This window comes from Micromonospora sp. NPDC049139, assembly GCF_055586845.1.
In genome coordinates this window covers 194,990-208,434 of the sequence record NZ_JBVJHK010000011.1, presented here as the reverse complement: position 1 = coordinate 208,434, position 13,445 = coordinate 194,990, and the positions used below count along the sequence as shown (strand labels likewise).

The 13,445-nt window shown below is 74.2% G+C and carries 14 protein-coding genes; 10 read left to right on the top strand and 4 right to left on the bottom strand.

All coding sequences use genetic code 11. From position 1 onward, the window contains the following. Window positions 1–50: 50 nt before the first annotated feature. Window positions 51–590, bottom strand: coding sequence for a PH domain-containing protein (locus ACZ6Q9_RS20130; RefSeq protein ID WP_393268035.1), 540 nt, complete (start codon window positions 588–590; stop codon window positions 51–53). 22 nt (window positions 591–612) lie between these two features. Then, a complete protein-coding gene (locus tag ACZ6Q9_RS20125) occupies window positions 613–843 on the bottom strand; it encodes a hypothetical protein (protein WP_393458134.1) in 231 nt (76 codons plus the stop codon). 280 nt (window positions 844–1,123) lie between these two features. Between ACZ6Q9_RS20125 and ACZ6Q9_RS20120 the strand changes: the two genes are divergently transcribed. The 7 genes from ACZ6Q9_RS20120 (at window position 1,124) to ACZ6Q9_RS20090 (ending at window position 8,503) form a co-directional block, all read left to right on the top strand. Further along, a complete protein-coding gene (locus tag ACZ6Q9_RS20120) occupies window positions 1,124–2,230 on the top strand; it encodes an AAA family ATPase (RefSeq protein WP_350684013.1) in 1,107 nt (368 codons plus the stop codon). Further along, on the top strand, window positions 2,209–3,213 hold the full coding sequence (locus ACZ6Q9_RS20115; protein ID WP_393458137.1) for a DUF58 domain-containing protein: 1,005 nt from the start codon (window positions 2,209–2,211) through the stop codon (window positions 3,211–3,213). Before ACZ6Q9_RS20120 ends, ACZ6Q9_RS20115 begins: the two co-directional genes overlap by 22 nt. After that, the gene (locus tag ACZ6Q9_RS20110; protein ID WP_357699294.1) at window positions 3,210–4,160 is read left to right on the top strand and encodes a VWA domain-containing protein; all 951 of its coding nucleotides are present in this window, start codon (window positions 3,210–3,212) and stop codon (window positions 4,158–4,160) included. The genes ACZ6Q9_RS20115 and ACZ6Q9_RS20110 overlap by 4 nt, the downstream gene beginning before the upstream one ends. Before the next feature lie 760 nt (window positions 4,161–4,920). Next, window positions 4,921–5,625 (top strand): beta-ketoacyl-ACP reductase, encoded by a 705-nt coding sequence (locus ACZ6Q9_RS20105; protein ID WP_350711402.1) that lies wholly within the window; start codon window positions 4,921–4,923, stop codon window positions 5,623–5,625. Between the two features lie 35 nt (window positions 5,626–5,660). Next, window positions 5,661–6,428: an enoyl-ACP reductase FabI gene (gene fabI, locus ACZ6Q9_RS20100; protein WP_393268043.1), complete on the top strand. Its 768-nt coding sequence runs from the start codon at window positions 5,661–5,663 to the stop codon at window positions 6,426–6,428. 113 nt (window positions 6,429–6,541) lie between these two features. After that, a complete protein-coding gene (locus tag ACZ6Q9_RS20095; protein ID WP_396827331.1) occupies window positions 6,542–7,600 on the top strand; it encodes a ferrochelatase in 1,059 nt (352 codons plus the stop codon). Window positions 7,601–7,723: 123 nt separating this feature from the next. Then, window positions 7,724–8,503, top strand: a complete 780-nt coding sequence (locus ACZ6Q9_RS20090) for an HAD-IIA family hydrolase (protein ID WP_393268047.1) — start codon at window positions 7,724–7,726, stop codon at window positions 8,501–8,503. Between the two features lie 76 nt (window positions 8,504–8,579). Here ACZ6Q9_RS20090 and ACZ6Q9_RS20085 read toward each other — a convergent pair whose 3' ends face one another. After that, entirely contained in the window at window positions 8,580–9,374 is a 795-nt protein-coding gene (locus ACZ6Q9_RS20085; protein WP_396827329.1) for a hypothetical protein, read from the bottom strand. 199 nt (window positions 9,375–9,573) lie between these two features. Between ACZ6Q9_RS20085 and ACZ6Q9_RS20080 the strand changes: the two genes are divergently transcribed. Continuing rightward, window positions 9,574–10,386, top strand: coding sequence for a DUF3097 domain-containing protein (locus tag ACZ6Q9_RS20080; RefSeq protein WP_393268050.1), 813 nt, complete (start codon window positions 9,574–9,576; stop codon window positions 10,384–10,386). A gap of 24 nt (window positions 10,387–10,410) precedes the next feature. Here ACZ6Q9_RS20080 and ACZ6Q9_RS20075 read toward each other — a convergent pair whose 3' ends face one another. After that, entirely contained in the window at window positions 10,411–11,727 is a 1,317-nt protein-coding gene (locus ACZ6Q9_RS20075) for a serine hydrolase domain-containing protein (protein WP_393268052.1), read from the bottom strand. 105 nt (window positions 11,728–11,832) lie between these two features. Between ACZ6Q9_RS20075 and ACZ6Q9_RS20070 the strand changes: the two genes are divergently transcribed. Further along, window positions 11,833–12,306 carry an NfeD family protein gene (locus ACZ6Q9_RS20070; protein WP_393458143.1) on the top strand — a complete coding sequence of 158 codons (474 nt, stop codon included), beginning with the start codon at window positions 11,833–11,835 and terminating at the stop codon, window positions 12,304–12,306. Window positions 12,307–12,310: 4 nt separating this feature from the next. Then, complete coding sequence (locus ACZ6Q9_RS20065) at window positions 12,311–13,417, top strand: SPFH domain-containing protein (protein WP_357458993.1); 1,107 nt, start codon at window positions 12,311–12,313, stop codon at window positions 13,415–13,417. The last annotated feature ends 28 nt before the right edge of the window (window positions 13,418–13,445 follow it).

The window sequence follows — 13,445 nt, the reverse complement described above, 5'->3', positions numbered from 1 at the left end:
CTCCACCCGGGGCGGCTCGGTCCGGTCCGTCGCGCGGCCGGCCGGGTCGCTCACAGCCCCTCCGCCCGGTCCTCGCCGAGCGCGGTGAGCCGGTCGCGCAGCCGGGACGCCTCCGCCGGGCGCAGCCCCGGCACGCGGGCGTCGCTGGCCGCCGCGGCCGTGTGCAACTGGACGGTGGCCAGGTTGAACGCCCGCTCCAGCGGTCCGGCGCTGACGTCCACGAACTGCATCCGCGAGTACGGCACGATGGAGAGCCGCCGCACCAGCAGGCCGTGCCGGACCAGCAGGTCGTCCTCCCGCTCGGCGTACCCCCAGGCCCGTACGGCCCGGACGATGGTCACGACCCGCAGGGCGCCCAGCAGCAGCACCACGCCGCCCGCCGCGCCGAACGGCCAGGCCCCGCTGAACGCCCAGCCGACGCCCAGCCCGAGCAGGACGACGACCAGCACCATCGCGAGCCGGAGCAGCTCCACCCAGATCAGGTCGGGTGAGATCGGCTGCCAGCGGACGGTGTCCGGCCACGGCTCCAGGGGGCCCGCCGGCGGGCGGGGCGGTGCCGGCGGCGGGCCGGCGGATCCGTCACCGCTCACCGAGGGAATCCGTTGTGCGCGCTCACCCTTCGAGCGTAGGCGATCCGACCACCGGTGCGACCTCCCGCAGGAACCCGCGGGCGTCCAGAAAGTCGCCGAGGGAGGAGCGGTGCTCGGCGCAGGCCAGCCAGGTCTTGCGCCGGTCGGTGTCGTGCAGCCGGGGATTGTTCCACCGCAGCGCCCACCGGGCGGGGGCACGACAGCCGCGGGACGAGCAGATCAGCGGCTCGTCGGCGGGAAGGTGGTCGCTCATCCCGCCCAGTCTAGGGGCGGCGGGCGGGCCGAAGAGGTGAGCGCCGGGCGGCCACGGGGGGAGCCGCCCGGCGACGGGGTGAATCGTACACACGCCGGGGCCGTCCGTGTCCACCCGTGAACGGCGATTCCGCGACGTGGGACGGCGTGGCGGGCCGGCGATCCGGCGACTCGGGACGGCGCGGCGATAATCGGGTTCTCCCCACCTCGGCACTCAGCCGGGCATGCGAGTCTTGACACGCACCACGCCGCACGACAACCGATCATGCTGTGGAGGACCGGTGGCCCAGCCGACCACGCCCGACGCCCCGACGCCCAACGGGACGGGCCCGCAGACACCCGCGCCGGTGACCACGCCGGCCGAGGACGCGACCCTGCTGGAGCGGGCGCTGTTCGAGATCAAGCGGGTGATCGTCGGGCAGGACCGGATGGTGGAGCGGATGTTCGTCGCGCTGCTCGCCCGGGGCCACTGCCTGCTGGAGGGCGTCCCGGGGGTGGCCAAGACGCTCGCCGTGGAGACGCTCGCCAGGGTCGTCGGCGGCTCCTTCGCCCGGGTGCAGTTCACCCCGGACCTGGTGCCGGCCGACATCATGGGCACCCGCATCTACCGGCAGTCGAGCGAGAAGTTCGACGTCGAGCTGGGCCCGGTCTTCGTCAACTTCCTGCTTGCCGACGAGATCAACCGGGCGCCGGCCAAGGTGCAGTCGGCGCTGCTGGAGGTGATGAGCGAACGGCAGGTCTCGATCGGCGGCGAGACGCACCGGGTGCCCAACCCGTTCCTGGTGATGGCGACGCAGAACCCGATCGAGCAGGAGGGGGTCTATCCACTGCCCGAGGCGCAGCGGGACCGCTTCCTGATGAAGATCCTCGTCGGCTACCCGACCGACGCCGAGGAGCGGGAGATCGTCTACCGGATGGGCGTCGCCCCGCCGGAGCCGGCGCCGGTGTTCACCACCGCCGACCTGGTCGCCCTCCAGCACAAGGCGGACCAGGTCTTCGTGCACAACGCCCTGGTCGACTACGCGGTCCGGCTGGTGCTGGCCACGCGTGCCCCGGCGGAGCACGGGATGCCGGACGTCGCCCAGCTCATCCAGTACGGCGCCAGCCCGCGCGCCTCGCTCGGCCTGGTCCGGGCGACCCGCGCGCTGGCGCTGCTGCGGGGCCGGGACTACGCCCTGCCGCAGGACGTGCAGGACATCGCGCCGGACATCCTGCGCCACCGGCTGGTGCTCAGCTACGACGCGCTCGCCGACGACGTGCCCGCCGACCACGTCGTGCACCGGGTGATGTCCACCATTCCGCTGCCCTCGGTCGCGCCCCGTCAGCAGGCCACACCGACGCCGACCGCCGCGCCGCCGGGCGCCGGTTGGCCCGGGCAGCGGCCGTGACCTCACCCGTCCGGCGGCCCGCCGACATCCCCTCGGACCGCACCGAAGCCGTCCTGTCGCGGCTGCAACTGCTGGTCACCCGCAAACTCGACGGCCTGCTCCAGGGCGACTACGCCGGCCTGCTGCCCGGCCCCGGCAGCGAGGCGGGGGAGTCCCGCGAGTACCGCCCCGGCGACGACGTACGCCGGATGGACTGGCCGGTCACCGCCCGCACGACGATGCCGCACGTCCGGCGTACGGTGGCCGACCGCGAACTGGAGACGTGGCTGGCGGTGGACCTCTCGGCCAGCCTGGACTTCGGCACCGGCCGGTGGCTCAAGCGCGACGTCGTGGTGGCGGCCGCGGCGGCGCTGACCCACCTGACCGTGCGCGGCGGCAACCGGATCGGCGCCGTGATCGGCAGCGGCGGCGGCACGAGCGCCCCGGCGCGCCGGTGGCGGAGCGCGCCGCCGGTCCCCGGTCCGGACGTGTTCACCCGGGTGCCCGCCCGCTCCGGCCGCAAGGAGGCCCAGGCGTTGCTGCGGGCGGTCGCCGGCACCGAGATCCGCCCGGGGCGCAGCGACCTGGGCACGCTGGTCGACATGCTCAACCGGCCGCCCCGGCGGCGTGGGGTGGCGGTGGTCATCTCCGACTTCCTCGCCCCGACCGACCGCTGGGCCCGGCCGCTGCGCAAACTGCGCATACGGCACGACCTGCTGGCGATCGAGGTGGTCGACCCCCGGGAGCTGGAGCTGCCCGACGTCGGGGTGCTGCCGGTGGTCGACCCGGAGACCGGCGGGCTGCACGAGGTGCAGACCGCCGACCCGCTGCTGCGGCACCGCTACGCCGAGGCGGCTGCCGCCCAGCGGGCGGAGATCTCCGCCGCGCTGCGCGGCGCGGGCGCGGCCCACCTGCGACTGCGTACGGACCGAGACTGGCTGCTCGACATGGTGCGCTTCGTGGCCGCGCAGCGGCACGCCCGCACCAGGGGGACGACACGATGATCCGTTTTCTGCAACCGTGGTGGCTGCTGGCCGTGCTGCCGGTGCTGGCCCTCGCCGCGCTCTACGTCTGGCGGCAGCGCAACCGCCGGGCGTACGCGATGCGGTTCACCAACGTGGACCTGCTGCGCACCCTGGCGCCAAAGGGGCTGGGCTGGCGTCGGCACGTGCCGGCGACCGCGTTCCTGCTCTGCCTGCTGGTGCTGGCGACCGCGTTGGCCCGGCCGGCGGTCGACACCCGGGAGCCGCTGGAGCGGGCCACCGTGATGCTGGCCATCGACGTGTCGCTGTCCATGCAGGCCGACGACGTGGCGCCGAACCGGCTGGAGGCGGCGCAGGAGGCGGCCAAGCAGTTCGTCGGCGAGCTGCCGGAGAGCTACAACCTGGGGCTGGTCTCGTTCGCCAAGGCGGCGAACGTGCTGGTGCCGCCGACCAAGGACCGGGAGGCGGTGACCAGCGCGATCGACGGGCTGGTGCTGGCCGAGGCGACGGCGACCGGGGAGGCGGTCTTCACCTGCCTGGAGGCGATCCGGTCGGTGCCGGCCGACGGCGCGGCGGAGATCCCGCCGGCCCGCATCGTGCTGCTCTCCGACGGCTACCGCACCTCGGGGCGGTCGGTGGAGGAGGCGGCCTCGGCGGCGCAGGCGGCCAACGTGCCGGTCTCCACGATCGCCTTCGGCACCGACTCGGGGCAGGTGGACATCGGCGGGCAGTTGCAGCGGGTGCCGGTGGACCGGCTGGCCCTGGCCGATCTGGCCGAGGCCACGGAGGGCTACTTCTACGAGGCGGCCTCGGTGACCGAGTTGAAGCAGGTCTACCAGGACATGGGCAGCTCGATCGGGTTCCGGACGGAGCCCCGCGAGGTCACCCAGTGGTACGCGGGCGTGGCCCTGCTGCTGGCGCTGTGCGCCGGCGCGCTCAGCCTGCTGTGGTCCTCCCGCATGCTCTGACACCCGGGACGCCGGCGGCGGGCGGTCGACGCCCACCGCCGGCGTCCCGAATGTCAGTGGCCGGCGAGGACGAAGATGACGGCCACCCAGACGGCGGCGAGGGTGAAGCCCAGCGGGGCGACGTAGCGGCTCATGGACGGCTCCGGGTGGCGACTGGACGGTCCGCGAGCGGAAGCGAACCGCAGGGGTGGATCAGGACGCGCACACAGAAGTCGTGACCGGGGGGCGGCTCCCGGCGGGCCGCCCGGGTGGCGGGCGGCACGGCGCGGTCACCCGGCGCGGGGCCGGGGACCGGGCGGGTGCGGGGAGCGGAGCTGGGTCAGCTCACCTGCTGAGTCGTGGCTCAGCGGGGCTGACGGACGGCCCGGCCACGACTGGGAGGATCGCTATCTCGCACAGCGATCACCTCCTGTGGTCGGCGGGGCCCGGAACGCGGGCCGCGATCGGCCCGCAAACGCCGATGATCGTACACCGGCCGGCGTCCGTTGCCGCACTCGGCCCATCGGCTCCGGTCGACCGCCCGCCCGGCTCGGGCCGCCGCTGTCGCCGCCCTCGCGCGTGGGGCGGCGAGTGTCCGCGGGCGGTCCGCCCACAAGGGTCCACCGGGCGGACCCGCTCCCGGCAGCCCCCGGCGCGACGCGCCCGGGAACGGGCGATCCGTGCGTCGTGACCCGGTCTGACGTGCCCGCCGTTAGCGCTTACCTGTCGGTAACGCCTAGGCTCCGACCGACCGGGAGATCACTGAGCAGAGGGGGGACCCGTGGCCCGTACCGTCCTGGTGACCGGCGGCAACCGGGGGATCGGCCTGGCGATCGCGCAGGCCTTCGCCAAGCAGGGCGACCGGGTGGCGGTGACCCACCGCAGCGGCGACGCCCCCGAGGGGCTGTTCGGGGTGCGCTGCGACGTCACCGACTCCGACTCGGTCGACGCGGCCTTCACCGCCATCGAGGCCGAGTTGGGGCCGGTCGAGGTGCTGGTCGCCAACGCCGGCATCACCGACGACACGCTGCTGATGCGCATGTCGGAGGAGCAGTTCACCCGCGTGCTGGACACCAACCTGACCGGCGCGTTCCGGTGCGCCAAGCGCGCCTCGACCAAGATGCTCCGCGCGAAGTGGGGCCGAATGATCTTCATCTCCTCGGTGGTCGGCCTCTACGGCGGCCCCGGCCAGGTCAACTACGCGGCGAGCAAGGCCGGACTGGTCGGCGTGGCCCGCTCCATCACCCGCGAGCTGGGCAGCCGCAACATCACCGCCAACGTCGTCGCGCCCGGCTACGTCGAGACCGACATGACCGCCGCGCTGCCCGAGGACCGCAAGACCGAGTACCGCAAGGTCATCCCCGCCGGCCGCTTCGCGCAGCCGGACGAGGTCGCGGGCGCGGTCACCTGGCTGGCCGGGGACGCCGCTGGCTACATCTCCGGCGCCGTCATCCCCGTCGACGGCGGCCTCGGCATGGGCCACTGACAGCGGTCACTGAAGAACTACGGAGGAATCCCTGCATGTCCGGACTGCTCGCCGGTAAGCGGCTGCTCGTCACCGGCGTCATCACCGACGCCTCGATCGCCTTCTCGGTGGCGAAGCTCGCCCAGGAGAACGGGGCGCAGGTCGTGCTCACCGGCTACGGCCGGCTGTCCCTGGTCGAGCGGATCGCCAAGCGGCTGCCCGAGCCGGCGCCGGTGATCGAGTTGGACGTGGCCAACGCCGAGCACCTCGCGGGGCTCGCCGACCGGGTGCGCGAGCACGTCGACGGCCTCGACGGGGTGGTGCACTCGATCGGCTTCGCCCCGCAGAGCTGCCTCGGCGGCGGCTTCCTCGACGCGCCGTGGGAGGACGTGGCGACCGCGCTGCAGGTCTCCACGTACTCCTACAAGTCGCTGGCCATGGCGGCGCTGCCGCTGATGTCCGCCGGCGGCGCGGTCGTCGGCCTGACCTTCGACGCGACCAAGGCGTGGCCCGTCTACGACTGGATGGGCGTGGCCAAGGCCGGGCTGGAGTCGGCCTCCCGCTACCTGGCGCTGCACCTAGGCAAGCAGGGCATCCGCAGCAACCTGGTCGCCGCCGGGCCGCTGCGCACCATCGCTGCCAAGTCGATCCCGGGCTTCGAGCAGTTTGAAAACGCCTGGACCGAGCGCGCGCCGCTGGGCTGGAGCCTCACCGACCAGGAGCCGGCCGCCCGGGCCTGCCTGGCGCTGCTGTCCGACTGGTTCCCGGCCACCACCGGCGAGATCGTCCACGTCGACGGCGGCTACCACGCCATCGGCGCCTGAGGTGTAAGGAAGGGCCCCCTGCAATCGCATTCTGCATAGCAGGGGGCCCTTCCTAACCGCCGGGGCGAGGGGGCCTTGCCCGGCGGGCGCGGCCGACGGGGAAGAATGGCACCATGGCGTACGACGCGGTGGTCCTGGTGTCCTTCGGCGGGCCGGAGCGGCCCGAGGACGTGATGCCGTTCCTGCAGAACGTGACCCGGGGGCGGGGCGTGCCGCCGGAACGGCTGGCGGAGGTCGCCGAGCACTACCAGCACTTCGGCGGCGTTTCCCCGATCAACCAGCAGTGCCGCGAGCTGCTCGCGGCGATCCGGGAGGACTTCGCCGCCCACGGCGTCGACCTGCCCGTCTACTGGGGCAACCGGAACTGGGATCCGATGCTCGCCGACACCGTGGCGCGGATGCGCGACGACGGCGTCCGGCACGCCCTGGCGTTCGTCACCAGCGCCCTCGGCGGCTACTCCTCCTGCCGTCAGTACCAGGACGACATCGCCGCCGCCCGGGCGGCGGTCGGCCCGGACGCCCCGCTGATCGACAAGATCCGCCAGTTCTGGGACCATCCCGGGTTCGTCGAGCCGCACGTCGACGCGGTACGGGCGGCGCTGGCGCAGCTCGACCCGGCGAAGCGGGACAGCACCCGGCTGGTGTTCACCGCCCACTCGATCCCGAACTCGATGGCCGCCACCGCAGGCCCCCACGGCGGCCGGTACGAGGCGCAGCTCGCCGAGGTGGCCCGGCTGGTGCACGCGGCGGCCGCCCCGGACCTGCCCTGGGACCTGGTCTGGCAGAGCCGCTCCGGCCCGCCGCACGTGCCGTGGTTGGAGCCGGACGTGAACGACCACCTGGGCACGCTGGCCGAGGCCGGCACCACCGGCGTGGTGGTCAGCCCGATCGGGTTCGTCTCCGACCACCTCGAGGTGGTGTGGGACCTGGACACCGAGGCGCGCCAGACGGCCAGGCAGCTCGGCCTGGACTTCGTCCGGGCCGCCACCCCGGGCACGGACCCGCGGTTCGTGGCGATGGTCCGCGAGCTGGTCCGGGAGCGGACCGAGCCGGACGGGGTGGCCCTGCGCCGCCGCCTCGGTGACCTGCCGATGTGGGACACCTGCCCGACGGTGTGCTGCGTCCCCGCCCGCCGCCCCGTCGCCCCGGCCCCGGGGCGGCCCGGCTCCTGACCGCCGCCGGGCCCGCCCTCGGCGGCCCGACTCGTGACGGCCGCCGACCCGACCCCCGAATCCCGACTCCTGACCGCCGCGCCGGCTCCGCCGGCGCCCCCGACACCCCTGGAACGAGTGACGATGCAGGACCGCAAGCCGGTGGAGAGCTGGCTGACCGACATGGACGGCGTGCTGGTGCACGAGGGTCAGCCCGTGCCCGGCGCGCCGGAGTTCGTCTCCCGGCTGCGCGCCTCGGGCAAGCCGTTCCTGGTGCTCACGAACAACTCGATCTACACGCCGCGGGACCTGCAGGCCCGGCTGAGCCGGATGGGCCTCGACGTGCCCGAGCACGCCATCTGGTCGTCCGCGCTGGCCACCGCCCAGTTCCTGGCCGACCAGCGGCCGAGCGGCACCGCGTACGTGATCGGGGAGGCCGGGCTGACCACGGCGCTGCACGCGGTGGGCTACGTGCTGACCGACTACGCGCCGGACTACGTGGTGCTGGGGGAGACCCGTACCTACAGCTTCGAGGCGATCACCAAGGCCGTCCGGCTGATCAACGACGGGGCCCGGTTCATCTGCACGAACCCCGACGTGACCGGGCCGTCGGTGGAGGGCGCGCTGCCGGCCGCCGGTTCGGTCGCCGCGATGATCTCGAAGGCGACGGGGGTGGAGCCGTACTTCGTCGGCAAGCCCAACCCGATGATGATGCGCTCGGCGCTGAACACGATCAACGCGCACTCCGAGACGACAGCCATGATCGGCGACCGGATGGACACCGACATCCTCTGCGGGCTGGAAGCCGGCCTGGAGACGATCCTGGTGCTGACCGGGATCAGCAGCCGCGCCGAGGCGGAGCGCTACCCGTACCGTCCGTCGCGGATCGTCAACTCGGTGGCCGACCTGGTCGACGAGGTCTGACGCGCGGGCGCCGCGCGGCCCGGCCGCCGCGCGCCCGACACCGGCCCCCCGCCCGCGGCGGTACGCCCGCCCGCCGTCAGGGGCGCAGCGGGGCGTTGCAGGCGGCCACCAGGGCCTGTCGGCAGGCGGCGGTCAGCGGGCGCAGCGCGGCGTCGCGCTGCTGGGCCTCGTAGTTGTTGATCGCGCCGCCGGGCGCGGCGTGCCCGGCCAGGGCGAGCACCCGGTCGAGCACGGCGGCCCGGGCGAAGAGCCGCCGGGCCCGCGGGTCGAACCCGGGCGGCAGGTCGGTGGCGCCGTTGGGTCGGCGCAGCTCCTCCAGTGCCCCGGCCAGCTCGGGTCGCCACTGGGCGACGTCCAGCCGGGTCAGCGCGGCGGTGGTGTGGTGCAGGGCCGCCGCCAGTTCCGCCTCGGCCTCGGCCGCGCCGGGCAGCGCGAGCGACGCGGCCGGAGCGTTGGCCGGCAGCGGGTAGACCCGCCAGAGCACCGTCTCGAAGGTGTCGCCGGAGCCGGACGTGTGCGTGCGCACGTGCGGGATCAGACCGAGGCTGCCCGCGACGACCGCCTCGCCGGCCAGCAGCGCCGCGCCGGCGAAGTCGCCCGGGCCGGGCAGCCCGCGCGGATCGCCCGGTGCGGGCAGCACCAGGCGGATCTCGTCCGGCGAGAGCTTCGCCAGGGTGGGCAGCGCCTGCGGCAGCGGGACGTCGGTCCAGGTGCCGGGCGCGTCCGCGACCAGGTGCTCCTCGTCGCCGGCGATGGCGTCGGCGACCTCGTCGAAGGGCACCAGCCCGGCGCGCCACGCGCGCACCCAGGCAACGAACCGGCTGGACCGGCGCGGCGCGAGAGTGGCCGCGCCCGCTGCGGGGGTGGACATGCCGAAAGGGTACGTGGTCATCGCCGCCCCTGTCTCGACTGCCGCTCCGCCCGCCCCCCGCCTGTCGATCATGTGGTGGTGTGGGCGGAACGCCGAACCGCGCGGCGTGTGCGGGCGCCACGACGGCACGGTCGGCGTGCCGGGGGCGTCGCGGCGTGTCGGGTGCGGGCGTGGAGGCGGGCGGTTAGCGTGATCTCTCATGGGGCGGCGGTATGCGGACGACGTGCTGGCGGGGGACTGGCGGCGACGGAAGGTCACCCCCGAGGTGGACGCCGAACCGGACCTCGTGGTCGAGGACGCCGACTCCGGCTTCTGCGGCGCGGTGGTCGGCTTCGAGGCCGGCGCGGTGGTGCTGGAGGACCGGCACGGCCGGCGGCGCAACTTCCCGCTGCTGCCGGCGGCGTTCCTGCTCGACGGGGAGCCGGTGACGCTGCGCCGGCCGAGCCGCGCCCCCGTCCCGGCGGCCCGCCGGCGCACCGCCTCCGGCTCGATCGCCGTGGACGGGGTCCGCGCCCAGGTCGCCAAGGCCAGCCGGATCTGGGTGGAGGGCATCCACGACGCGGCCCTGGTCGAGCGCATCTGGGGCGACGACCTGCGGATCGAGGGCGTGGTGGTGGAGCCGCTGGACGGCATCGACGCCCTCGACGCCGAGGTGCGCGCGTTCGCCCCCGGCCCGGGTCGCCGCCTCGGCGTGCTGGTCGACCACCTGGTCCCCGGCTCCAAGGAGAGCCGGATCGTGGCGAAGGTGACCTCGCCGCACGTGCTGGTCACCGGCCACCCGTACGTCGACGTGTGGCAGGCGGTCAAGCCGGCGGCGCTGGGCATCCGGGCGTGGCCCGTGGTGCCGCCGGGGCAGCCGTGGAAGGAGGGGGTCTGCGCCGCGCTCGGGGTCGCCGAGCCGGCCGACATGTGGCGGCACATCCTGTCCCGGGTGGACAGCTTCGCCGACGTGGAGACCCCGCTGATCAACGCGATGGAACGCCTGATCGACTTCGTCACCGAGCCCGCCTGAGCGTGGTTGCGGCCGGGGCCGGGGTCAGGGCTCCTGGTCGGGGGTGCGGGTGAAGACGAAGGTGGCGATGTCCAGCGCCACCGCCCGCCCCGCCTCGTCGCGCAGCACGGAGAGGATCTCGCCGTTCTCCGGGCCGGAGCGGCCCCGCCAGCGGTCCGGTCCCTCCGGGGCGAAACAGCTCATCCGTTCCCCGCGCACGTGCGCCATCAGGCCACCCGTGGCGGCGTCCCAGGTCAGGTCGAGGGGCACCCCCATCCACCACCAGCGGCCGGCGATCTCGGCGGTTCCGGCGGGCGGCGCGGCGGCACTCGGCCGCCAGGGCCGCGGCAGCGCCGGCTCGGCGTCCAGCACGGCGGTGAGGATCCGCTGCGCGAGCCCGCCGATCCCGTCGGTGCGGAAGCCGTACGAGTTGGCGAAGCCGATCACGGCCGTGCGGGACGGGCGGTGCACGGTCAGGGCCGCCACGTAGCCGGGCATCGAGCCGCCGTGCCCCACGTACACCCGCTCGCCCTGCCGGTAGAGCTCCAGCCCCAGGCCGTGCCCGCCGGTCCACGAGTCCAGGTCGCTGATCACCACGGGGGCGCACATCTCGGTCAGCGTCTCCGCCGCCAGCACCTCCGGCGCCGGGTCGGCCAGGAAGGCCGCCCACCGGGCCAGGTCCTCGGCGGTCGACCAGAGCTGCCCGGCCGGGGCCATCGCCCCGGTGTCGGTACGCGGCTCCTCCCGCAGCGTGTCGTGCCACGGGTGTACCACGTAGCCGCGGGCGAACGGCTCGGTCGCCGCGTACGTCGTCCGGCGCATGCCGAGCGGCGCCAGGACGCGCTGGCGGAGCAGTTCGGCCCACGGCGTGCCGGTGATCCGCTCCAGCGCCCCGCCGAGCAGCCCGTACGCCAGGTTGGAGTAGTGGTAGGACCGGTGCGCGGGGTAGGCGATCTTCTCGGCGGTCACCCCGGCCACCAGGGTCTCCAGGTCGACGCCCTCGGCGCGTTCCCACCACGGCCCCTCCGGCTCGCGCTGCAGGCCGCTGGCGTGGCCGAGCAGTTGCCGCAGCGTGAGCGTGCCGACGGCGGTGCCGGGCAGATGCTTCTCCAGCGGGTCGTCCAGGGCCAGCCGGCCGGCGTCGCGCTCCTGCATGACCAGGGTCGCGGTCATGGTCTTGCTGATCGACCCGAGCCGGTATTGCAGGTCGCCATCCGGGCGCGGGTGCTCGCCGGCGGTGGCGAGGTGTGCCAGCGCGCCGTCGCGTACCACGCCGATCACCAGGGACGGCGTCCGACCGGCGGACTGCGCCTCGGCGACGAGAGTGTCGACGTGGCGGGCGGTGTCGGGCAGCAGGGACACGGGGCTCCTCCCTCCGGGCCCGGTGGGGCGGGCCGCTGACGTGCCGCCGAGCTTACTGATCTTCGCGGGTGGGCCGCGCGTGCATTGTCGTGTCACGATCGTGGGGTGGACGCCGTGCTGTGGATCGTGCTGGGTGTGGTGCTGGCGGTCGCCGAGATCTTCACGACGACGCTGTTCCTGATCATGTTCGCGGCCGGGGCCTTCGCCGCCGCCGGCGCCGCGGCGCTCGGCGCGCCGGTGGGCGTGCAGGCGATCGTCTTCGCCGGGGTGTCGGCGCTGACGGTGCTGGGCGTACGCCCGACGCTGCGCAAGCACCGACGCTCCGCCCTGGAGAGCGGCGAGCAGCCGTTCGGCGTGGAGGCGATCGAGGGCAGCACGGCGCTGGTGCTGGAGCGGATCGACGTCGGGCAGGGCATGGTCAAGATCGACGGCGAGCTGTGGCAGGCCCGGTCCTACGACGCCAGCCAGGTCTTCGCCCCCGGTGAGCGGGTGCAGGTGATCCAGGTCCGGGGCGCCACCGCCCTGGTCTGGCGGGACGACGTTTCCCCCTCCGACGAGCTACCCGAAGCGAAAAGGTGAGTACATGGAACTCGTGATCCCGGTCCTGTTGATGGCCGTGGCGCTGATCGGGGTGATCACCCTGGCCAAGGCGGTGCGGATCGTGCCCCAGCAGCGCCAGGACGTGGTCGAGCGGCTGGGTCGGTACAAGCGCACCCTGAACCCGGGGCTGAACCTCCTGGTCCCGTTCATCGACGCGGTCCGCACCAAGGTCGACATGCGTGAGCAGGTGGTCAGCTTCCCGCCGCAACCGGTGATCACCTCCGACAACCTGGTGGTCTCGATCGACACGGTGCTCTACTTCAAGGTCGTCGACTCGGTCCGCGCCACGTACGAGATCTCGAACTTCCTCCAGGCCATCGAGCAGCTCACCGTCACGACGCTGCGCAACGTCATCGGCTCGCTGGACCTGGAGCGGGCGCTGACCAGCCGCGAGGAGATCAACCGGCACCTCTCCGGCGTGCTGGACGAGACCACCGGCCGGTGGGGCATCAAGGTCACCCGGGTGGAGATCAAGGCCATCGAGCCGCCGCCGAGCATCCGGGACTCGATGGAGAAGCAGATGCGCGCCGAGCGGGACCGCCGGGCGGCGATCCTGAACGCCGAGGGGCACAAGCAGTCGCAGATCCTCACCGCCGAGGGCGAGAAGCAGGCCGCGGTGCTGCGCGCCGACGGTGACCGGCAGGCGCGGATCCTCCAGGCCGAGGGCCAGGCCAAGGCGATCCGGACGGTGTTCGACGCGATCCACCAGGCCAACCCGAGCCAGAAGGTGCTCGCCTACCAGTACCTCCAGGCGCTGCCGCAGATCGCCAACGGCACCGCGAACAAGGTCTGGATCGTCCCGGCCGAGCTGACCAAGGCCCTCGAGGGGATGGGCGGCGCGCTCGGCGGGCTGAGCCGGATGGTCGGCGACGAGCCGGCGCCGGAGGCGGCCGACGGCGCGAGCGAGGTGGAGCGCGAGGCGGCCGCGGCGGCGCAGGCCGCGGCGGCCGCCGCCCAGCAGATCCACGACGAGGTACGCGTCGCCGAGGCGCAGGCCACCGGCGGCAAGCCGCAGGGGCTGCCGGCGCCGGAGCCGGTCTCGCCGGCGAGCCTGCTGAACGACCCGGCCGACCAGCGCGAACGGGGCTGAGTGGCGCGGGCCGACGAGCCCGGAGAAA

Coding starts and splice junctions, on each gene's coding strand:
- ACZ6Q9_RS20125 (WP_393458134.1), bottom strand. CDS start 843: ATGAGCGACCACCTTCCCGCCGACGAGCCGCTGATCTGCTCGTCCCGC.
- ACZ6Q9_RS20110 (WP_357699294.1), top strand. CDS start 3,210: ATGATCCGTTTTCTGCAACCGTGGTGGCTGCTGGCCGTGCTGCCGGTG.
- fabI (WP_393268043.1), top strand. CDS start 5,661: ATGTCCGGACTGCTCGCCGGTAAGCGGCTGCTCGTCACCGGCGTCATC.
- ACZ6Q9_RS20095 (WP_396827331.1), top strand. CDS start 6,542: ATGGCGTACGACGCGGTGGTCCTGGTGTCCTTCGGCGGGCCGGAGCGG.
- ACZ6Q9_RS20090 (WP_393268047.1), top strand. CDS start 7,724: ATGCAGGACCGCAAGCCGGTGGAGAGCTGGCTGACCGACATGGACGGC.
- ACZ6Q9_RS20085 (WP_396827329.1), bottom strand. CDS start 9,374: ATGTCCACCCCCGCAGCGGGCGCGGCCACTCTCGCGCCGCGCCGGTCC.
- ACZ6Q9_RS20080 (WP_393268050.1), top strand. CDS start 9,574: ATGGGGCGGCGGTATGCGGACGACGTGCTGGCGGGGGACTGGCGGCGA.
- ACZ6Q9_RS20065 (WP_357458993.1), top strand. CDS start 12,311: ATGGAACTCGTGATCCCGGTCCTGTTGATGGCCGTGGCGCTGATCGGG.